This window comes from Corallococcus sp. M7 (assembly GCF_054512695.1).
This window is the reverse complement of the sequence record NZ_CM137252.1, coordinates 9,445,249-9,466,154: the sequence shown is the minus strand read 5'-3', so window position 1 is coordinate 9,466,154 and position 20,906 is coordinate 9,445,249. Positions and strand designations below refer to the sequence as shown.

Annotated in this window: 14 protein-coding genes; 11 read left to right on the top strand and 3 right to left on the bottom strand. The window is 70.9% G+C overall.

Going from position 1 to position 20,906, the window contains the following annotated elements:
• Positions 1 to 4: 4 nt before the first annotated feature.
• The 7 genes from ACX114_RS38115 (at position 5) to ACX114_RS38085 (ending at position 9,444) form a co-directional block, all read left to right on the top strand.
• Positions 5 to 667, top strand: coding sequence for an urease accessory protein UreF (locus ACX114_RS38115; RefSeq protein WP_459292686.1), 663 nt, complete (start codon positions 5 to 7; stop codon positions 665 to 667).
• Positions 668 to 693: 26 nt separating this feature from the next.
• On the top strand, positions 694 to 1,410 hold the full coding sequence (gene ureG, locus ACX114_RS38110) for an urease accessory protein UreG (RefSeq protein WP_459292684.1): 717 nt from the start codon (positions 694 to 696) through the stop codon (positions 1,408 to 1,410).
• Between the two features lie 73 nt (positions 1,411 to 1,483).
• Positions 1,484 to 3,961, top strand: a complete 2,478-nt coding sequence (locus tag ACX114_RS38105; protein WP_459292682.1) for a sensor histidine kinase — start codon at positions 1,484 to 1,486, stop codon at positions 3,959 to 3,961.
• A gap of 71 nt (positions 3,962 to 4,032) precedes the next feature.
• A complete protein-coding gene (locus ACX114_RS38100) occupies positions 4,033 to 6,513 on the top strand; it encodes an ATP-binding protein (protein ID WP_459292680.1) in 2,481 nt (826 codons plus the stop codon).
• Entirely contained in the window at positions 6,513 to 7,286 is a 774-nt protein-coding gene (locus tag ACX114_RS38095; RefSeq protein ID WP_459292678.1) for an AraC family transcriptional regulator, read from the top strand. The genes ACX114_RS38100 and ACX114_RS38095 overlap by 1 nt, the downstream gene beginning before the upstream one ends.
• 33 nt (positions 7,287 to 7,319) lie before the next feature.
• On the top strand, positions 7,320 to 7,685 hold the full coding sequence (locus ACX114_RS38090) for a VOC family protein (RefSeq protein WP_459292676.1): 366 nt from the start codon (positions 7,320 to 7,322) through the stop codon (positions 7,683 to 7,685).
• Between the two features lie 181 nt (positions 7,686 to 7,866).
• Positions 7,867 to 9,444 carry a response regulator gene (locus tag ACX114_RS38085; RefSeq protein ID WP_459292674.1) on the top strand — a complete coding sequence of 526 codons (1,578 nt, stop codon included), beginning with the start codon at positions 7,867 to 7,869 and terminating at the stop codon, positions 9,442 to 9,444.
• A gap of 5 nt (positions 9,445 to 9,449) precedes the next feature.
• On the opposite strand, the gene ACX114_RS38080 is transcribed toward ACX114_RS38085, so the two are convergent.
• Positions 9,450 to 10,628 (bottom strand): acyltransferase family protein, encoded by a 1,179-nt coding sequence (locus tag ACX114_RS38080; protein ID WP_459292672.1) that lies wholly within the window; start codon positions 10,626 to 10,628, stop codon positions 9,450 to 9,452.
• A 1,431-nt stretch (positions 10,629 to 12,059) separates the two neighbouring features.
• On the opposite strand from ACX114_RS38080, the gene ACX114_RS38075 reads away from it, so the two are divergent.
• Positions 12,060 to 13,331, top strand: coding sequence for a FadR/GntR family transcriptional regulator (locus ACX114_RS38075; protein ID WP_459292670.1), 1,272 nt, complete (start codon positions 12,060 to 12,062; stop codon positions 13,329 to 13,331).
• On the opposite strand, the gene ACX114_RS38070 is transcribed toward ACX114_RS38075, so the two are convergent.
• Positions 13,240 to 13,770: a hypothetical protein gene (locus tag ACX114_RS38070; protein ID WP_459292668.1), complete on the bottom strand. Its 531-nt coding sequence runs from the start codon at positions 13,768 to 13,770 to the stop codon at positions 13,240 to 13,242. The genes ACX114_RS38075 and ACX114_RS38070 overlap by 92 nt on opposite strands.
• Before the next feature lie 108 nt (positions 13,771 to 13,878).
• Between ACX114_RS38070 and ACX114_RS38065 the strand changes: the two genes are divergently transcribed.
• From ACX114_RS38065 to ACX114_RS38055, 3 genes are all read left to right on the top strand, one after another.
• On the top strand, positions 13,879 to 14,817 hold the full coding sequence (locus ACX114_RS38065) for an ABC transporter ATP-binding protein (protein ID WP_459292666.1): 939 nt from the start codon (positions 13,879 to 13,881) through the stop codon (positions 14,815 to 14,817).
• Positions 14,814 to 18,395, top strand: coding sequence for a M1 family aminopeptidase (locus ACX114_RS38060; RefSeq protein ID WP_459292664.1), 3,582 nt, complete (start codon positions 14,814 to 14,816; stop codon positions 18,393 to 18,395). The genes ACX114_RS38065 and ACX114_RS38060 overlap by 4 nt, the downstream gene beginning before the upstream one ends.
• Positions 18,396 to 18,557: 162 nt before the next feature.
• The gene (locus ACX114_RS38055; protein ID WP_459292662.1) at positions 18,558 to 19,220 is read left to right on the top strand and encodes a hypothetical protein; all 663 of its coding nucleotides are present in this window, start codon (positions 18,558 to 18,560) and stop codon (positions 19,218 to 19,220) included.
• Positions 19,221 to 19,222: 2 nt separating this feature from the next.
• On the opposite strand, the gene ACX114_RS38050 is transcribed toward ACX114_RS38055, so the two are convergent.
• On the bottom strand, positions 19,223 to 20,857 hold the full coding sequence (locus tag ACX114_RS38050; protein WP_459292660.1) for a DUF4397 domain-containing protein: 1,635 nt from the start codon (positions 20,855 to 20,857) through the stop codon (positions 19,223 to 19,225).
• Between the last annotated feature and the right edge of the window lie 49 nt (positions 20,858 to 20,906).

The following is a 20,906-nucleotide window of genomic DNA, read 5'->3' as shown; positions in this document are numbered from 1 at the left end:
CGCCATGGCTTCCGGCTGGAGGGTGTTGCAGCTGGCGGACTCGGGGTTTCCCACGGGGGGCTTCGCGCACTCGGGGGGGCTGGAGGCCGCGGTGCAGGCGGGCGAGGTGCGCGGCCCCGGTGACGTGCGGCGCTTCGTGGAGGCGCTGGTGTGGCAGGCGGGGCTGGGCGGCCTGCCGCTGGTGGGCGCGGCGTGGCGCGAGCCCGCTTCACTGCCGGCGCTGGACGCGAGGGCGGACGCGTTCCTCACCAACCACGTCGCGAACCGGGCCAGCCGCACGCAGGGCCGGGCCTTCCTGGACACCTGCGCGCGCATCTTCCCGGAGGCCGTGGGGCCCGTGCGCGAGGCGGCCCGCGCGGCCGGCGTGAAGTTCCACCACGCGCCCGCGTTCGGCGCGGTGCTGCGCGCGCTGGACGTGGAGCACGAGGACGCCCTGCGCCTCTTCCTGTCGCTCACCCTGCGGGGCGCGCTGTCCGCGGGCGTGCGCATGGGTGTCATCGGCACGCATGAGTCCCACCAGGTGCAGCACGCGGCCACGCCGCTGCTGGAGGCCGTCCTGGAGCAATGCAAGACATTGGGCGTGGACGACCTGGCCCAGCCCGCGCCGCTGTGGGACCTGGTGGGCGCCACGCACGACCGGCTGTATTCGAGGCTGTTCCTGTCCTGAAACCAGAGACGAAAAGGGAGCGCGACATGCACGACGAAGACCACCGCGGCCATGGGCAGGACGGGCACGAGCACACGCACGAGGACTGGGACCACCCGGGCCACTTCGACGCGCGCGACAAGCCGCACCGGCGTGACTACTCGCAGCGGGCCTTCACGATTGGGATTGGCGGGCCGGTGGGCAGCGGCAAGACGGCGCTGGTGCTGGCCCTGTGCAAGAAGCTGCGAGACGAGTACCGCCTGGGCGTGGTGACCAACGACATCTTCACCCGGGAGGACGCGGAGTTCCTGGTGCGCAACCAGGCCCTGTCCCCGGAGCGCATCAAGGCGGTGGAGACGGGCGGCTGCCCCCACGCCGCCATCCGCGAGGACATCAGCCACAACCTGCTCGCGCTGGAGCAGTTGATGGAGGAACTCCACCCGGAGCTGCTCATCGTGGAGAGCGGCGGTGACAACCTGGCCGCGCAGTACAGCCGCGAGCTCGCGGACTACACGGTCTACGTCATCGACGTGGCGGGCGGCGACAAGGTGCCTCGCAAGGGCGGACCCGGTATTACGCAGTCCGACCTTTTGATCATAAACAAGACGGACCTCGCACCGCACGTGGGGGCGGACCTGGGCGTGATGGAGCGGGACGCCCGGAAGATGCGCGGCGAGGGACCGTTTGTCTTCACACAAGTGACACGCGATGTCGGGGTGGATGCGGTGGTGGGCCACCTGCTCGACGCCTGGCGGCGGCGCTAAGCACTGGACGAACGGCGTCTTCACCAGACACCCGCGCCAACACATGGGGGCGGGTTGTGTCAGGGTGCGCGCCGTGGAACTTCTGTGGCGGGCGCGTGTTGAGTGGTTCGCGGTGGCGGTGGGCCTCATGGTGGGCACGTCGATGGTGTTCGTGCCCTATGAGTTCGGCTCAGTCCTCTTCCAATACATCTATCCGCACATCCGGCTGCTGGGGAGCCTGTTCCTCGTCGGCGCGGGGATGATGCTCATCACGCTGATGTATCCGGCCTGGCCCGCCTTCGTGGGCTGGGTGGGGCGCGCGCTGATGCTGGCCGCGATCGCGGTCTACTGGTGGGCGGTCTGCGTCCTGCCCGTCAGCCTCACGGGCACCATCGTCTACCTGTTCCTCATGGTCCTGCTCGTCATGGAGCCGCGCACCCTGCGCCGGGGACAGGGCCTGCTCTGGGTGTTCCTGGCCTGTGTGGCGCTGTGCTTCGGGCCGCTGATGCTCTGGGCGCCCCAGGACTTCGTGCGCTTCGCCATGGCGTCACTGGGGGCCTACGTCCGGTGGTCGGGAGGCCTCTTCCTGTTGATGGGGGGGCTGCTCGCCGTGGGGATGTGGCGCCGCCAGCCGGGGCTGTGCCGTGTGGCCCTGGGCGGCCTGGCCCTCTTGTTCCTGCACATGACGGTCGCGGTGGTGTCGCGGCGCTCGTGGTCGGGGATGAGCGTGTACGCCGTGCTGACGGGGGTGTGCGCGCTGATGGCGGGCATGCGCCGGTGGCCGGTGCTGGTGGGGGTGCGCTGGCGGCTGTTCCGAGGCATGGCGCTGGCGTCGGTGCTGCCCATCCTGGGCGTGGGCGCGGTGGCGTCGTACCTGGCGCAGAAGGCCCTGGAGGCGGAGCTGCACGGCAAGGCGCGGCAGGCGGTGGCCGCGGAGACCGCGTGGCTGGAGCAGACGGCCGTCATGGCGAGCTCGATGTTGCGCGTCTACAGCCAGGGGCCGGTCTTCGTCGACATGGTGCGCGCGGGGAACCGCGAGGGCATGCGGGAGCGGTTGGCGATGCTGGAGGGCCCGTCCGGGCTGTTCGACGCGGTCTGGCTGCTGGATGAAGCCGGCGACACGCTGATGCCCTCCTCGCGGCTCAGCTGGGTGAGCGGCAACTTCGCGTACCGGGCCTACTTCCAGGACGCGATGAAGGGCGGCGCCCGGGTGCTGCTGTCGCGGCCCTTCTTGTCCCGCGCGAACCTGCCCTTCGTCGTGTTCACGGTGCCCATGGACCTGGGCGCCGGCCGGCGCGCCTTCCTGGTGGGGGCGCTGTCGCTGAAGCGGCTGGGATTGCAGCCGGCGCTCGCCTCGCCCGGCTACCAGGTGGAGATCTTCGACCGCCGCGACGGCAGCCTCCTGCGCGAGACGGAGCGGGGCAACGTGCTCGCCCGGGCGCCGGTGCTGGACCTGGTCGGGTGGGACGCGCTGACGCGAGGGGGGCTCCTGGAGGCGTTCGACGACACGGGGCGCCGGATGGTGGTGGTGCATGCGCGGGTGGAGGGCACGCCGTGGGCGGTGGTGGTGAAGGCTCGGCTGCGGGAGGCCTTCGCGCCGGTGACGCGCATGGGCGCGTGGGTGGTGGCCATCGCGCTGATGGCGGGGGCCATCTCGCTCGTGCTGTCGCATTGGGTGGGGCGGGACGTGGCCCAGCGGCTGGAGAGCCTCCGGGACGGCTTCGCCGTGCTGGGCACGCCGTCGGTGGAGCAGCGCGTGCCGGCCCGGGGCGATGATGAGATTGCCCAGCTCACCCGGGGCTTCAACGACATGGCGGCGCGCATCGACCGCACGCAGAAGGAGCTGCGCGAGGCCATCGCCATCCGGGATCAATTCCTGTCCATGGCGAGCCACGAACTGCGCACGCCATTGACGCCCCTGAAGGCGACGCTGGACCTGCTCATCCGTCAGCTCGGGTCGGGGCCGGGGATGAACCCGGAGCGGCAGCGGGACACCATCGCCCGGCTGAACCGGCAGGTGGACCGGCTGACGCGGCTGATTGGCGACATGCTGGACGTGTCGCGGTTGCAGTCCGGGCGCTTCACGCTGACGGTGGCGCCCATGGACGTGGTGGCGCTGGCGCGCGAGGTGGTGGAGCGCGTCCAGTCCACGCGGCCGGAGCGCCAGGGGTGGGTGTCCCTGGACGTCCCGGAGGGGCCGCTCATGGGCCGGTGGGACGAGCAGCGCCTGGAGCAGCTCGTCACGAACCTGGTGGAGAACGCCCTGCGCTATTCGCCGCCGGAAACACCGGTGGTCGTGCGGGTGCGCGAGGAGCCGGACGGGGTGCGGGTGGAGGTGGAGGACCGGGGCATCGGCATCCCGGCGGAGAGCCTGCCGCAGCTCTTCACCCCCTTCTTCCGGGCGCGCAACGCGGCCGAGCACTACGCCGGGGGGCTGGGCCTGGGCCTGGCCATCTGCCGCGAAATCGTGGAGCGCCACGGGGGCCGCATCGGCGCGAGGAGTGACGGGCCGGGCAGGGGCACGTGCTTCACGGTGTGGCTGCCCCGCTCGGCCGTCGCGGAAGCGGCCTGATACACGACAGGGAGCGTGTGGCGGCGGCAACCGGACCGTGCGCTCCCGTCCGGGTTGTGTACTCTGGCCGCGTGAGCATCCTGGAACGCGCACGGGTGGAATGGTTCGCGGCGGCGTTCGGGCTCGTCGTGGGCACCACGATGGTCTTCGTCCCCTATGAGTTCGGGGCCGCCATCTTCCAGGTCATCTACCCGTACGTCCGCCCGCTCGGCAGTCTGTTCCTGGTGGGGTCGGCGACGATGCTCGCCGCGATGCTGTACCCCACCTGGCCTTCGTTCGTGGGGTGGCTGGGCCGGGCGCTCTTCCTGGGGGCGGTGGCGTTCTACTGGTGGGCCGCCACCGTGCTGCCCCGGGGCATCACGGGCCTCATCCTGTACCCGTTGATCGCGGGCCTGCTGCTGCTGGAGCGGACCCACCGCTTCCAGGGGCGGGGACTGCTGTCGGTGTTCATCGCCTGCGTGGCGTTGAGCTTCGGTGGGTTGATGGTCCTCATCCCCAGCGGCTTCATCCGCATGTCGCTGCTGGTGTTCGGGCCGTTCATCCGGCTGATGGGCGGCGCCTTCCTGGCGACGGGGGCCCTGCTGGCGGTGGGGCTGTGGCGCGGCCACGAAAAGGCCTGCCGCATCGCCGCGGGCAGCTTGAGCGTCCTGTTCCTGAACATGACGCTCGCGCTGGGGGCCCGGCGCTCCTGGGCCGGGATGGGCGTGTACGCGGTGCTGTCGCTGGCCTGTCTGTTGTTGTGGCGGATGCGCCAGCTCCCGGCCCCGTCCGGAGTGCGCTGGCGGCTGTTCCGCGGCATGGCCCTGGCGTCGGTGCTGCCCATCCTGGGCGTGGGGGCCGTGACGTCGTACGTGGCCCAGCGGGCCATCGCCGCGGAGCTGCGCGACAAGGCGCAGCAGGCGGTGCTGGCGGAGACCGCGTGGCTGGAGCAGTCGGCGGCCATGGCGCGCGCGCTCCTGCGCTCGCAGAGCCGGGACCCGGGCTTCATCGAGGCGGTGCGCGCCGGGGACCGCAAGGAGATGTCCGAGCGGGTGGAACTGCTGGAGACCGACACTGGCCTGTTCGACGCGACGTGGCTGCTGGACGCCAACGGGGAGACCCTGGTGCCGTCCAGGCGGCTCAACCGCCTCACCGGCAACTACGCGAGCCGCGAGTACTTCCAGCAGGCGCTGAGCGGCGGCGACGTGGTCTGGGTGTCGCGGCCCTTCCTCACCCGCGCGGGGCTGCCCTTCATCGTCTTCTCCACGCGGGTGGACCTGGGCGACGGCCAGCGCGCGGTGCTGGTGGGCGGGCTGTCCCTGGAGCGGCTGGGCCTCCAGTCGACGCTGGCCTCGCGCAGCTACCACGTGGAGCTGTTCGACCGGCGCGACGGCATCCTGCTGCGCGATACGGACCGCGGCGGCGTGCTCACGCGCGCGCCAGTGCTGACCCTGCTGTCCCCGGACGCGCTGGCGGCGCCGGAGGGCGTGCGGGAGACGTTCGATGAGTCCGGGCGCCGCCTGCTGGTGGCGCACGCGCAGGTGCCGGACACGGAGTGGACGGTGGTGGTGACGGCGCGGCTGCGGGAGGCCTTCGCCCCGGTGACGCGCATGGGGGGCTGGGTGGTGGCCATCGCGGCGCTGGCGGGGGCCATCTCGCTGCTCCTGTCACAGTGGGTGGGGCGGGACGTGGCGGTGCGGCTGGAGACGCTGCGGGACGGCTTCGCCGCGCTGGGCACGCCCGCCCGCGAGCAGCGGGTGCAGGCCCGCGGCGACGACGAGGTCGCGCAGCTGGCGGACGGCTTCAACGACATGGCGGCGCGCATCGACCGGACGCAGAAGGAGCTGCGCGAGGCCATCGCCATCCGGGATCAGTTCCTCTCCATGGCGAGCCACGAGCTGCGCACGCCGCTGACGCCCCTGAAGGCGACGCTGGAGCTGCTCATCCGCCAGTTGGAGTCCGGCGTGGGGCTGACGCCGGAGCGGCAGCGCGCCACCTTCGAGCGGCTGACGCGGCAGGTGGACCGGCTGACGCGGCTGATTGGCGACATGCTGGACGTGTCGCGGTTGCAGTCCGGAAGATTCGCGCTGACGGTGGCGCCCATGGACCTGACGGTGCTGGCGCGCGAGGTGATGGAGCGCGTCCAGTCCACGCGGCCGGAGCGCGAGGGATTGTTGTCCCTGGACGTCCCGGAGGGGCCGCTCATGGGCCGGTGGGACGAGCAGCGGTTGGATCAACTGCTGACGAACCTGGTGGAGAACGCCCTGCGCTATTCCCCGCCGAGGTCACCGGTGTCCGTGCGGATCCGCGAGGAGGACGGGCAGGTGCGGATGGACGTGGAGGACCGGGGCATCGGCATCCCGGCGGAGAGCCTGCCGCAGCTCTTCACCCCCTTCTTCCGCGCGCACAACGCGGCCGAGCACTACGCCGGAGGGCTGGGCCTGGGCCTGGCCATCTGCCGCGAGATCGTGGAGCGCCACGGGGGCCGCATCCAGGCGCGCAGCGAGGGTCCGGGCAAGGGCACGTGCTTCTCGGTGTGGCTGCCCCGCGCGGCCGTCGCGGACGCGGCCTGATGCGCTACGTGGAGGCGAGCCCCTGCGCGGCGCTGGCGCCGTACGTCCAGTGCTACTGGGCGCTGGAGCTGTCGGGCGCGGCGCCAGTGGGAGTGCACCGGGTGCTGCCGGATGGGTGCCTGGACATCCTGGTGGACCTGACGGACGGGGCGGGGCTGCACGTCGTGGGCGCGATGCGGACGGCGGAGGTGGTGCCGCTGTCCGCGCATGCGTCCTTCGTCGCGGTGCGCTTCCGGCCCGGGGGCGCGCAGCCGTTCCTGCGGCTGCCCCTGCTGGAGTTGACGGACGCGAAGGTGGCGCTGGGGGACCTCTGGCCGCGCGAGGCGCGTGAGTGGGGGGAGCGGCTGGGCGCGGTGGAGGGGACGGCGGCGCGCTTCGCCCTGCTGGAGCGGCTGCTGCTGGGCCGGCTGCCCGGCAAGGAGGGGGACGTGGGGGTGCGGCACGCGGTGGACTTCATCCTGGGGGCGAGGGGCCAGGTGCCCGTGCGTTCGCTGGAGGAGGTGATGGGGGTGGGGGCGCGGCAGGTGGAGCGGCGCTTCCATGCGGCGGTGGGGCTGTCGCCCAAGGTGTTGTGCCGCATCGCGAGGATGCAGCACGCGGTGGCGCTGTCGCGGGAGCTGGAGGGCGCGGAGTGGGCGCTGGCGGCGGGGTACTACGACCAGGCGCACCAGGTGCGGGAATTCCGGGCGCTGATGGGGCTGACGCCGGGGGCGTACGTGCGCGAGCAGGCGGAGGTCGGATTCGTCCAATCGCCGCAAGGGGCGGGTGCGTAAGGTGGGGGTGTTCCCACTTCGAGGAGGCACACCATGTCCACCGCACCCCAGCAGTCCGAGCAGCACCACCGCATCGACTACATCGAGCTGCCCACGAAGGACATCGCGGAGGCGAAGCGCTTCTACGGCGCCGTGTTCGGCTGGAGGTTCGAGGACTACGGCCCGGACTACACGAGCTTCATGGACGGGCGCCTGAACGGAGGCTTCGACAAGGAGCGGGAGGTGTCGAAGGGCGGCGCGTTGCTGGTGCTGTACTCGAAGGACCTGGACGCGACGCTGGCGAAGGTGCGCGAGGCCGGAGGGCGCATCGTGAAGGACACGTTCTCCTTCCCCGGCGGCAAGCGCTTCCACTTCACCGACCCCACGGGCAACGAGCTGGCGGTGTGGACGGAACCTTGATGCGGTGAATCAACAGGAGGGCAGGGAGTGCCGCGGTTCCCGCGAGCTGTCGCGGTCCCAACACTCCCAGTCCTCCCGGGACGTGTGGTGCGCGAGCGGGAGGGGCGCGGAGTGATCCCGGATCGCTTGCGTTCCCGGCGCGCGGTAGAACCGGGCTGGCTCCTCCCTGGGAACTTCGCCCGTGCTCGCTACCGTCAACGCCACCGTCCTCCACGTCAACGACACGCCCGCGAGCCTCTATCTGGGGACCTTCTCGCTGCGTCAGGCGGGCTACCACGTGCTGGAGGCGGTCACCGGAGGGGAAGCCCTACGGGTCGCCTTCGATTCGCGCCCCGACGTCATCGTGCTCGACGTGAAGCTCCCCGACATGAGCGGCTACGACGTGTGCCGGCTCCTGAAGGAAGACCCGCGCACCCGCGAGATCGCCATCATCCACACCTCCGCCACCTTCATCACCGCGGAGAAGAAGGTCGCGGACCTGCGCGCTGGCGCGGACGTCTACCTCACCCAGCCGTTCGACCCCGAGGAGCTCATCGCCACCGTCAACAGCGTCCTGCGCCTGCGGCGCGTGGAGCGCGAGGCCCTGGCGAACGCCGCCCGCCTGGAGGAGGCCGACCGCAAGAAGGACGAATTCCTCGCCATGCTCGCCCACGAGCTGCGCAATCCGCTGGCCGCCATCTCCGTCGCGGTGCAGATGCTCGGGCAGAAGGACTCGAACGGCCTGTCCGAAGCCGACGCGCGCCGCCGCGACATCATCGAGCGGCAGGTGAGCCACCTGCGCCACCTGGTGGACGACCTGCTCGACGTCAGCCGCATCACGCGCGGCAAGTACGCCCTGCGCCGCGGCCGGCTGGACCTCAACACCGTGTTGCAGCACTCGCTCGCCGCCGCGCGGCCGGTGATGGAGGAGCGCGGACTCATCCTGAGGGAGGTCCTCCCCACCGGGCCCTGCTGGGTGGACGGCGACCGGACGCGCCTGGAGCAGGTCTTCACCAACCTGCTCGACAACGCCTCCAAGTACTCACCCGAGGGAGGCATCATCACCGTGGGCGCCCACGTGTCCGAGGACTCCCGTGTGCGCGTCTCCGTGCAGGACACCGGCATCGGCCTGCGGCCGGAGGACCAAGAGCACATCTTCGAGCTCTTCGCGCAGCTGGACGCGGGCCTCGCGCGCAGCCGGGGCGGACTGGGCATTGGCCTGACGCTGGTGCGCCACCTCGTGACCGAACACGGCGGCCAGGTGGAGGTCTTCAGCGCGGGGCCGGGCCAGGGCAGCACCTTCACCATCACGCTGCCGCTGCTCACGGACGACGTAAGGCCCGAGGCCATCGTGGAGCGCATCGAGTCCCGCCGGGGCGAGTGGCGCATCCTCCTGGTCGACGACAACCCCGACGCGCGCGAGGGCCTGAGCGAGATGCTCCAGTTGTGGGGCCACACCGTCGCGGTCGCCTCGGACGGCCCGGAGGCGCTCGCCATGGCGACCCCTGGCACCTACGACGTCATCATCCTGGACATCGGCCTGCCGGGCCTGGACGGCTATCAGGTGGCGCAGGAGCTGCGCGGGCGCGTGGCGTCGGACGCGCACCTCATCGCGCTCACGGGCTATGGGACGCCGGGGGACCGGACCCGCAGCGAGGAGGCGGGCTTCGACCTGCATCTGGTCAAGCCCGTGGAGTTGGTGGAGATCGGCCGGGTGCTCGCGCATCTGGGGCCCGTGAAGCGCGGCACACGCCGCAGGTCCCACGCGAAGAGCGCGTAGGCCTTTCACGCCCGGGGCTGGAGGCCCGCCGCGGGCTGCTCCGCGCCACGCCTCGCCCACCGGTCGCGGATCCATGCCCGGGCGGGCTTCTCCGCGCGCTCATGCGTGAGCACGCTCAAGCCCACCGAGCCCACGATGAACGCCACCACCGCCCAGGCGGACGTGGGCGGCTCACCCAGCCGCTTGAGCACGGACTTCCAGGCGAACAGCACCGGCATGTGCAGGAGGAAGAGCGCATGGCTCGCCTCACCCAGCAGGCGCAGCGGCCGTGAGGCCAGCACCCGCGCCACGGCGCCCTGGCTCCGCGACAGCAGGATGAACAGCACCGCGAACACCGGCGCCAGCAGCCCGTTGTGCAGCAGCGGGAAGGGCAGCGCCGTGCTCACCGCGAGCGCCGCGATGACGCCCACGCACACCCCCGCCAGCGCCACCGGACGCGAGCGTTGCTCCGCGCCGTCCCGCAGCAGGAAGAAGCGCGCCGCGAGGATGCCCAGGATGAACTCCGGCAGCCGCGCCAGCGGGTTGAAGCGCAGCGCCAGCATCCACGGGCCGGAGTTGTACGCGGACGCGGTGCCCCCGGTGTGGTCCGGATCCACGACCATGTAGAGGACCGGGAACACCATCGAGGCGCCATACGCCACCGCCGCGCCCACCACGAGCGCCCTCGGTCCCAGCAGGCCCAGCCTTCCGGCCAGGAAGGGGAAGGCAGCGTAGAAGAACGCAACCACCGCCAGCGACCAGCCCGAGCCGTTCCACGCCATCGCGGTCCACGGCGTCCAGCTCTGGAGCAGCAGCGGCGTGACCACCAGCGCCTCCGCGTGCTCCATCCCCCTCCAGGGATCCACCGCCCACGTGTCGCGCAGCCCCTTGAGGTACGCGGGCGCGTCGAGCGCCAGGCCCAACGCATAGACGGGATAGATGCGCGCGAAGCGGGCCACCCAGAACGCCTTGCGCGTTTCGTACGTGTCCGGAGGCCGCTCCAGGTAGTTGTAGCCAAGGATGAAGCCCGACAGGACGAAGAAGAAGCCGATGCTCACATACCCGCTGTCGAGCAGTCCATGCAGCCCCGGTGGCGCCTCCGTGCCGGTGAAGACCAGGTGATACACGTGGTAGGCGAGAACGTGCGCGGTCGCGAGGAACCGCAGCCCGGTGAGTGCATCCAGGTGCTGCCGGGAAGAAACCATGAGGCCCACAAGTCTCGCAGGCCCGAGCGCGCCCCTCAATCAGGCCCGGAGCAATGGACCTGCTCAACCCCATCCAAAACCGGAAGTCCTGCACGAGGACGCGGACCGTAAGAGCTCCGCGAAGGAGCGCGAGGAAGGTGTTGAGCAGCCGGAGACGCGAAGCCACCAGACATGCCCGCCCACCGGGCGAGCAGTCCAAAAACCTGTCCGACAGTCGGACAAGTTTTTCCGCAAGAGGCCACCAGCCGCGCGGACCTGCCAAACAATGAGGTGGGCCTGCCGCGAGGACGCGCACAAGCAGTGAGCCGAGACGGTAGGTCGTGAGCAGACGGAAACAAGGGGCCACGGACAGCACCCCCACCAAGCGCGCAGTCCAGAAACCTGTCCAACAGTCGGACAAGTCCGCGCCACATGGAGCCGAGATCACGCGCCTTGAGGACCACAGCCGTGAACCGCGACGTCGTGCATGAGCGGACGGCAATGCGGGACCACGGACAACGCTCCCACCGGGCGAGCAGTCCAGAAACCTGTCTGACAGTCGGACAGGCCCGCACCACATGGATCCGAGGTTGCACGCCTGTCGAACCACCGCAATGAACCGTGACGCCGCGCATGCGCGGACGGCAATGAGGGAACACGGGCAGAGCCACCCGCCGGGCGGGCAGTCCAGAAACCTGTCCGACAGTCGGATGGGCTCGCACCAAATGGATTCGAGGTCGCGCCTGGCGGACCACAGCAGTGAACCGCAACGCCGTGCATGCACGGACGGCAATGAGGGAACACAGGCAGAGGTCCCTTCCGGGCGAGCAACCCAGAAACCTGTCCGACAGTCGGACAGGTTCGCACTACGCGGAGCCAGGGTCGGATCTCAGCGGTGGGCGGCGATGCCGTGCGCGAGTGGGAGGCAAGACGGATCCTCAGACAGCGCCCTGCCGGGCGCGCAATCCAGAAACTTGTCCGACAGTCGGATAGGTCCGCGCCACATGGAACCGAGGTCGTGCGCCTTTCGAAGCTCAGCAGTAGGCCGCGATGCCGTGCGTGAGTGGAAGGCAAGACGGATCCACGGCCAGGGCCGCCCACCGGGCGCGCATTCCAGAAACCTGTCCGACAGTCAGACAGGTTCGCGCCACATGGAACCAAGGTCGCGCACCGCTAGGACCTCAGCGATGGGCCGCGATGCCGTGCGTGCGCGTACGGCAAGGCGGGTTCGCGGACAGCGCCCGCCGCCGGGCGCGCAGTCCAAAAACCTGTCCGACAGTCGGACAGGTTTTCGCCGCATGGAGCCCGCGGACTTGTCCGACAGTCGGACAGGTTTTCGCCGCCCGGGTCCGGAGGGCGACCTCCCGGCTGGCAATGAGACTGGAGGGCTCGCACGTCCATGTCAGACCCCTGTGGTTGGATGGCGATGCTGGGTCGAGGAGGGGGATGGGGATGGAGATGGGACGGGGTGGACTCGTGGCTTATGTGGAGGCGCAAATCGAGCGCGACATCGCGCTGGGGCGGCTGCACCCGAGCGGGCAATTCGGCCCTGAAGCGAAGCTGGCGCAGCGCTATGGGGTGAGCCGGGGCACCATCCGCGAGGCACTGCGACGGCTGGCAGCGCGGGGACTGGTGGTGCAACACCCCGGGCGCAGGACTCGCGCGGTGGCGCTGGATGAGTCGCTGACGCTGGAGAACCTGGGCCTGGCGCTGCATGACGTGCGCTCCCCGACTGCCCGGCGGCTGCTGGAGGGCTACTTCAGCCTCAAGCGGCAGGTACTGGTGGAACTGCTGGTCGACTGCTGCGCGAAGGCTTCGGACCTCGACCTGGACCGGCTGGGGAGCATGTGCTTCCAGCTGTGGAACGCAGGGCGCTGGGAGCCGGGAGCCGCCTGCGCCCAGTTGGAGTTCGAGTTGCTGCGGCTGGCGGCGCGGGTGGCGGACCGTCCCGGGCACGTGCTCCTCGTCCAGTCCCTGCAGCGGGCATTCCTGGGAGGTGCCGCCCAACTGTTGCCGCTCCTGGGTGGTGAGGCGCTGCGTGAGTGGGCCACCTGCGCGATGGGGGCGCTGTCGGAGCGCAACGTGCAGGCGATTCAGCATGAGCTGCCGGCGTTGATGAAGGCTTGCGATGAGCTGGTGCTGAAGGCCTTCGCTACCGTTCCCGACGAGCCTGTGTCTCCCGCGGCTCCATGCTCCCAGGAGGATTCTCTCAGCACTCCCGTGTCAGTCATCGCGCGGGACGATGCGCTGGAGGCGCGGCCTGGCGTCCAGGAGAGCCATCTCGGCGAGCCCGTGCAGGTCATCGGACAGGAGAAGGCGCTGGAGACACAGCCCATGGGTGAGGCGTGCGACCTTGGCGATGTCTTGTCAGCCTCTGGGAGTTCTCAGGAACTTGGGGTTGCCCCCTGCTTCCCTGTGGCGGCCCCTCCCGTGGAGCCCGACAGCGGAGGGTCGTTGTCTCCAGACGCCGCCGGGCTCACCGAGCCATCACCCACTCTCGCCCATGGACAAACAGACGTGGCGGGCGGTGCACTTCATGGCCGCCTGCGACGGTGGGTGGCTCGCCTCTGGCGGTCCATCGCGCACTCCCTGGGACGACCTGTCCCGTGTTCATGCGCTTCAGATGACCTGCTTAGAGATGCTCGGTGCCGGGGGACGCCGACGCGCCTTTCACCGTTGCCTCGTCCGGACGCAGCTTCGCGCGCACGCGCGGGTCCAGCTTGAGGATGACCGCCTCCACTGCCTGTGCCTGGGTGTAGTCGCTGGCCGGCGTGAGCAGGAAGATGCCGACGGCCGCGTCGCCCCCCGCCGCCAGCGCCACCTTCCTCACGTGCGCGATGAGCTCCTGCTTGGAGTCCACCTGCCCCCGGCTGAAGGCCAGCTTGCCCAACAACTGGTGCGAATACCCGTCCTTCACCTGGAGCAGGTGGGAGGTCATCTCGATGCCCTCCGGCAACGTCTCCTGCAGGAAGATGACCGATGCCACGTCCTTCACGGCCGCTGCCTGGGCGAGCACCTCGCGGTCGCGCTCGGGCAGGTATTCGCCGTAGCCCCGGTACTCGTTCTGCTTCAGGGCCTTGCCGTGGAGGTAGGTCGAACCCGAGCAGCCCAGGATGGCGAAGGCGCCCACCACGAGGGAAAGACAGACAGGTCGAAGGTTCATGCCCTGGCTGTCTAACACACCGCGCGAGTGCGCTCCTGGACGCACGGTGTGCCCTTTCGTGCACGAAGCTGGAAATGGAGCCCCGGGCTTCGGCGTAGAACGGGCCACATGCTCAGCCTGCGCAACCTGGTGAAGGTGTATCCGGGCCCGGTGACGGCCCTTCGTGGCGTGGACCTGGATGTCCCCAAGGGGATGTTCGGGCTGCTCGGGCCCAATGGCGCGGGCAAGTCCACGCTGATGAAGATCCTCTCCGGCCTGCTGGAGCCGACCTCCGGCGAGGTGACGCTCGATGGCCTGGACCTCGTGCGCCACCCGGAAGCGCTGCGCCCGCACCTGGGCTACCTGCCGCAGGAGTTCGGCTTCTATCCGTACCTCTCCGGCCAGGACATGCTGCGCTACCTGCTGGAGCTCAAGGGCGTCACCGCGCCACAAGGGCTGAAGGCCCTGTGCGCCCAGTTGCTGGAGCGCGTGAACCTCACCTTCGCGGCGAAGCGCAAGGTGAAGGAGTACTCCGGCGGCATGCGGCAGCGGCTGGGTATCGCGCAGGCGCTGGCCGGTGACCCGAAGCTCCTCATCGTGGATGAGCCCACCGCGGGCCTGGACCCCGAGGAGCGCCAGCGCTTCTACCGGCTGCTCGCGGAGGTGGCCCACGAGCGCACGGTGCTCCTGTCCACGCACATCGTGGAGGACGTGGCCATGCTCTGTCCTCGGTTCGCCGTCATCCGCCATGGCCGCGTGATGGCCATCACCAGCCCCACCGAGGCGAAGGCCGCCCTCCACGACTCCCTCTTCGAAGGCACCGTCCCCCCGGCCGACATGGCCGCCTTCCAGCAGGCCCACCGCGTCACCCAGGCCGTGCTCTTCGAGGGCCGGAACCGCGTGCGCATCCACGCCGCCCCGGGCACGCCCGTGCCCCCGGGCTTCGAGCGCACGCCGCCCACGCTGGAGGACGCGTACCTCCTCCTGATGAAGGACGCGCCCGAGCCCAGGTCTCCGGCGCCCACGGCGACCCCGGCTCCAGCGTCCGCTCCGGCGGTGGGCGCGTGAACGCGGCGCGGCTCTGGCGTGTGGCGCGCACCGAGTGGCGTCACCAGACACGGCGCCCGCTGTTCTGGGTGCTGATGGTGCTGCTGGTGTTCGTGGTGTGGGGCGTGTCCTCCGGCAACGTCACCATCGACGCGGGCAGCACGGAGGTGGGCGGCAAGAAGGCGTGGATCACCAGCGCCTTCGCAGTCGCACAGACGGTGCTGCTGCTCACCTTCATGCTGTTCACCTTCTTCGTGTCCGTGGGCGCGGGCATGTCCGTCATCTCCGACGACGAGGCCCGCGTGCAGCCCATCCTGCACACCACGCCGCTGACGCCCTCGGAGTACGTGTGGGGCAAGTTCGCGGGCGTGCTGGGCGCGTATGTGCTGGCGCTCGGGTGGATGATGGGGCTGCTCATCTTCTTCCACCACGTCGTGCCTGCGGGCGCGGACGCGGAGTTCCGAGGGCCCTTCGCGTGGGGGCACTACGTGGGCGGCGCGGTGTGGTTTGGCCTGCCGCTCATCGTCTTCATGGCGGGCGCGGCCTTCGCCACGGGCGAGCGCACGCGCCGCGCGGTGCCGGTGTACTTCCTGCCGGTGGGGCTGTTCTTCCTCTGCGCGTTCTTCCTCTGGGATTGGTCCCCCGGCTGGCTGGACCCGCGCGTGAACCGGTTCCTGATGGCGCTGGACCCCGGCGGCTTCCGGTGGCTCACGGAGACGTGGATCAAGGTGGACCGGGGCGTGGACTTCTACAACACGCAGCCCGTGGGCCTGGACGCCCTCTTCGTCACCAGCCGCTTCGTGCTCATGGCCCTGGGCCTGGGCGCGGTGGCCTGGAGCGAACGCCACTTCCGCCGAGCGCTCCGGGGCGAGGTGCGCACGAAGACCCCTCGCAAGGGCGTGGTCATCGACGCGCCTCCCGCGCAGGTGGCGCTGTCGCACGCGGAGGCCCCGCTGTCCGCGCTGCGCATGAGAGTGCGTCCGCCGGGCTTCTGGACGGGGCTGTGGACGGTGACGCGCGCGGAAGGACGGGGCCTCTTGTCGCAGCCGGGGCTCTACCTGTTCCTGCCGCTCCTGATGTTGCAGATGGTGTCCCAGGGCGCCACGGCGGTGGGCCCGTTCGACACGAGCCTGCTGCTGGTGCCCGGCCGCTTCGCGGTGCGCACCATGGGACAGGCGTCGGTGCTCGTGTGTCTGTTGTTGATGTTCTACGTGGTGGAGTCGCTGGAGCGCGAGCAGGCCTCCCACTTCGCGCCCATCCACGACGCGACACCGGTGCGCACGCTGTCGGTGCTGCTGGGCAAGGCGCTGGCGAACAGCCTGGTGGCGGTGGCGCTGCTGACGGCCATGGCGCTCGCGGGCTCGCTGGTGCAGGTGTCCCAGGGCACGGTGCCGCTGTCGCTGACGCCGTATGTCCTCGTGTGGGGCCTGTTGCTGTTCCCCACCTTCCTCTTGTGGACGGGCTTCATCCTGGCCGCGCGCGCGGTGACGGGCGGCCGCTTCGGCACCTACGCGCTGGCCCTGGCAGCGCTGGGCCTCACCGGCTACGTCGCCGTGCGAGGCGACCTCACCTGGGTGACGAACTGGCCCCTGTGGGACGCGGTCCGGTGGACCGACCTGGGCGCCTTCCAGGTGGACCGCGCCGCGCTGGTGCTCAACCGCGTGGCCGCGCTGGGGGGGGCCGTCTTCTTCACCGCGCTGGCGGTGCGCCTGGACGGCCGGCGCGTGCGGGATTCGGTGACGACGCTGGAGGGACTGAAGCCCTCGGGCCTCGGGCGCGGGCTGTGGCGGCTGGCGCCGTATCTGGCGGTGCCGGTGGTGGCGCTGGCGTGGCTGGGCATCCTCGTGTCGCAGGGCCACCAGGGCGCGGCGGCGAAGAAGCGCGCCAAGGAGTACTGGCAGAAGAACCTGGCGACGTGGAAGGACGCGCCCCAGCCCATGCTGGCGGACGTGGACCTGGACGTGGACCTGGAGCCGGAGGCGAGCGCCTTCCGCATGAAGGGCACGTACACGCTGATGAACCGGCACGCCGTGGCGCTGCCGCGCTTCGCCTTGAGCGGCGGCGACGGCTGGACGGACGTGCGCTGGACGCTGGACGGGAAGGACGTGACGCCGGAGGACCGCGCCGGGTTGTATGTCTTCACGCCGTCCACGCCGCTGCCCCCGGGCGCGAAGGTGACGGTGGGCTTCCAGTACGCGGGCCACGTGCCGGCGGGCGTTTCCCGCGCGGGCGGCGCGTTCAAGGAGTTCATCCTCCCGTCCGGCGCGGTGCTCACCAGCGAGACGCCCACGTTCGCGCCGGTGGTGGGCTACGAGGAGGAGCGCGGCATCGACCCGAAGGAGAACAAGTACGAGCCGCGCGTGTACCCGGATGACTTCTACGAAGGGCCCACGGAGTCCGCCTGGGGCAGCAACATGCCGTTCCCGTTCCGGATCCGCGTGAGCGGCCCGGAGGCCTACACGCTCAACTCCGTGGGCGTGCGTGAGAGCGACACGGTGAAGGACGGCCGGCGCACCACCGTGTGGCGCAGCGACCACCCGGTGAGCTTCTTCAACGTCATCGCGGGGAGGTGGACCCGCGTGGACGGCGCGGGCACGGTGGTGTTCCACGACCCCGCGCACGGCTACAACGTGCCGGAGATGATGCGGGGGCTGGAGGCCGCGCGCCGGTACTACTCGGAATGGTTCCACCCGTTCCCGTGGGCGGAGCTGAAGCTGTCCGAGTTCGCCGGCCTGGACAACTACGCGCAGGGCTTCCCCACGGACATCACGTTCTCGGAGTCCATCGGGTTCCTCACGCGCACGACGCCGGAGTCGAACGCGGTGCTGTTCGTCACCGCGCACGAGGCCGCGCACCAGTGGTGGGGCAACCTGCTCATCCCCGGCAAGGGGCCCGGCGGCAACGTGCTGTCCGAGGGCATGTCGCATTACTCGTCGCTGAAGCTCATCGAGCAGCTCGATGGGCAGGAGGCTCGCCGGCAGACCGCGAAGCGCATGGAGGAGCGCTACGGCAAGGACCGGCGCGTGGACGCGGAGCAGCCGCTGGTGAAGCTGGATGGCTCGCGCGACGGCGACACGGTGGTCCTCTACGAGAAGGGCGGCTGGACGTTCTGGATGCTGGAGGACCTGATGGGCCGCGACGCGATGCACGCGGGGCTCCAGGCCTTCCTGAAGCAATCCATGAACAACGCCGACCACCCGGTGCTGCAGGACTTCATCGCGGTGATGCGTCCGTTCGCGCCGTCCCCCGAAGCGTTCGACCGCTTCACCCGGCAGGCCTTCTTCGAGGTCGTGGTGCCCGAGTACCGCGTCAGCGACGCGCGCGTGACGAAGGACGGCGGCCAGTGGGTGACCACGGCGACGGTGACGAACGTGGGCTCGGGCCGCATGCCGGTGGAGGTGACGGTGACGAAGGCCGGGGAGTCCGCCGCGCCCCTGGGTGTCGCGGAGGCCGTGACGCGCGTGGAGCCCGGCGCCGGTGAGTCCGTGCAGGTGACGCTGCGCTCGGAGTTCGAACCCGAGCGGCTGCTGGTGGACCCGGACGTGCGCGTGCTCCAGCTGCGCCGCGAGCAGGCCCAGGCGAAGCTCTCAGCGCCGTGACACGGTGACATGCGTGTCCCCGCGCGCCGGGGACACGTTGTCACGCTGTCAGACGTCACCGTCGCGCCGCTCCCTCTGTGAGCAGACTGGCACATCGATTGCGATGGGTGTCCTCCGCATGACGGACCTTGGGGGTCCGGCTTCATGACGGGGGTTCATCACATGGTCTCGATGAAGTGGATGCTGGGTGTGTCGTGGGTGTTCGTGTCGGCGGCGGCGTTCGCGCAGGAGGGCGTCACCACGGGGTCGTTCCCGGTGGAGCGGCGCAACGTGGTGACGGTGTCCGTCCCCCTCCAGAACCTGAGTCAGTTGTCGTTGGAGGGAGAGCGCGTGCTGGGGGAGCGCTTCTCCGTGGGGCTGGGCGTGTCCGCGACCTTCAACCACGAGCGGACGCGGTTCGAGGAGGCTGAGCTCACCGGGTCGGAGGGCTACAACCGCATGTTCCATCAGTTCGGTCTGGCGCCCTCGGCGCGCTTCTACCTGACGGGCCGGGCACCCCAGGGCCTGTGGCTGTCACCGCGCCTGGAGGTGGCCGTGGGCCGGAGCACCAACGGGATGGTGGGGAGCCTCCTGGAAAGCCCCGAGCCCCAGGACTCCCACGCGGACAACTGGTCCGTGGGGGGGATGGCGGTCCTGGGATACACCGTGGTGGTGGATCCCGGCTTCACGGTGCAGGGCGGCGTGGGGTTCGGGGCCCGGCGCGACGCGCTCGCCTATGACACCGTCCGACTGGGCAGTGGCGGCGGGACGGAGTGGGTGCGGATCCACCAGTCGTCGTGGAACCTCACCCAGCGCATCCTGCTCAACCTGGGCTGGGCTTTCTGAGGTCAGGGACCCTGCGCCCGCGTGCTCACGGTCCACGGCGTGCGAGTGGTGTCCACCCACAGGAGCTGGAGGTCCCAGCTGCCGGGCGCGGAGCCGGGCGTGTCGGTGGCGACGGCGAAGACGCGCGTGTCCGGTTGGGGCGTCACGGAGAAGCTCGTGCGCGGCGCGCGGTTGGCGTCGTTGGACGGCACCACGCCCAGCGTGACGGTGCCACCAGCGGGCAGCGGCAGGCCGTCCTGCGCGGTGGCGGAGGCGAAGGGCACGTCCAGGAAGGGCGCGTCCGGCAGCACGCGGCGCTCCGAGCCCAGCGGGCCCACGTCCACGGCGGGCGTGTCCGCCGCGGCGTGCACCCAGCGCAGGCGCAGGTTGGACGGGTCGCTCGCGAAGCGGTCCGTGAGCGGCAGCAGCGTGAAGGCGGACGCCGCCGGCCGGGGCGGCGCGAGGTAGCCCGCGGCGACCATCAGGTAGCGCTCGCCCGGGACGAGCGTGGGCGTCGTCGCCGTCACCACCGGGGCGCTCGTGGGACGCTCCGTCCCGGCCGCGGCGGCGAAGAAGTCCAGCGTGTACGCGCCCGGCGGCACCTGGAGCGGCGAGGACAGCGCGCCGTAGGAGAGGCCACCGGCCAGCTCGTGGTCGCTGGCGAAGAGGTCCAGCGCGGGCGCGTCCGGCGACGCGTGCAGCACGTACACCGTGGGGTTCTGCCGGAGGATGGCCAGCGTGCCGTCGCGGCCCGCGGTGAGCAGCGAGAAGCCGTCGCCCGCGCGCGCGGGGGCGGACATGAGGCCGGTGGCGACGATGAGCGTGTCCGTGCCGGAGCCGGCCGCGGGCACGGTGAAGGACGTCAGCGCCTGGCCGCCCGCGCGGAGGCCCACCTGGAACGCGGTGCCCGAGGGCAGCACCTGGGCCGCTTCGCCGGAGTCCTGGAAGCGCGCGAGCGACTCCACCTCCACCGAGCCGTCATTGCCCAGGTCCACGTCCACCGTCGGCGCGTCCGTGCCGGCGTTGACGACGCGCACGCGCGTCTGGCCACCGTCGGCGGGCACGGTGTTGTCACGCAGCAGCAGCGCGCGCATCGCCGCGCTGGAGTCCGAGGCGCCAAAGGCCCCCGCGGTCACCACCGTCCAGCGCGTGCCGGCCTCCATGCCCACCCGCTGGGACACGACGGGCGCGGAGCCCGCCGCGGAGCCCGTGGGCCGCAGCTCCACGGTGACGGCGCCCGCGTCGCGCGTGAGGTAGGCCGTGGTGGCGCCATAGGCCACGGCCCGGGCCACGGGCGTGGGGTCGCCCGCGAGGTACACGTCCATCGCGGGAGCGCCCGGCGCGGCCTGCACGATGCGCAGCTGGGCCTGGGTCGGCGGGACGAGCACCGGCCCGTCCTGCGTGGGAGGCGCGTTGGAGTCCTCCGCCGAGCCGCCGCCGCACGCGGGCGCGAACACCCCCAGCGACGTGAGCGCGACGACGAGCAGTGTCTTCCCCCGCATCCAGGCCATGTCGAAGTCCCCCTCCTCGGCGGGCCGCGGACGCGGCTCGGCACCGATGTCGACAGGGGTAAGGGTGGGCATCACCCCCACGCGGGCGAACCCCCACGTGAAGGGCCACTGTCCGCCCGCGACGTTGTTCACCGGCGCACGTCGCAAGTCCCGGGCATCACGGGCGCGCGGGCTTTCGTGGAGACGCGGAGTGCGA

Excerpts from the sequence above, each read along its gene's own strand:
- ACX114_RS38115 (WP_459292686.1), top strand. The coding sequence starts at position 5 with ATGGCTTCCGGCTGGAGGGTGTTGCAGCTGGCGGACTCGGGGTTTCCC.
- ureG (WP_459292684.1), top strand. The coding sequence starts at position 694 with ATGCACGACGAAGACCACCGCGGCCATGGGCAGGACGGGCACGAGCAC.
- ACX114_RS38095 (WP_459292678.1), top strand. The coding sequence starts at position 6,513 with ATGCGCTACGTGGAGGCGAGCCCCTGCGCGGCGCTGGCGCCGTACGTC.
- ACX114_RS38090 (WP_459292676.1), top strand. The coding sequence starts at position 7,320 with ATGTCCACCGCACCCCAGCAGTCCGAGCAGCACCACCGCATCGACTAC.
- ACX114_RS38080 (WP_459292672.1), bottom strand. The coding sequence starts at position 10,628 with ATGGTTTCTTCCCGGCAGCACCTGGATGCACTCACCGGGCTGCGGTTC.
- ACX114_RS38075 (WP_459292670.1), top strand. The coding sequence starts at position 12,060 with ATGGAGATGGGACGGGGTGGACTCGTGGCTTATGTGGAGGCGCAAATC.
- ACX114_RS38070 (WP_459292668.1), bottom strand. The coding sequence starts at position 13,770 with ATGAACCTTCGACCTGTCTGTCTTTCCCTCGTGGTGGGCGCCTTCGCC.
- ACX114_RS38065 (WP_459292666.1), top strand. The coding sequence starts at position 13,879 with ATGCTCAGCCTGCGCAACCTGGTGAAGGTGTATCCGGGCCCGGTGACG.
- ACX114_RS38055 (WP_459292662.1), top strand. The coding sequence starts at position 18,558 with ATGGTCTCGATGAAGTGGATGCTGGGTGTGTCGTGGGTGTTCGTGTCG.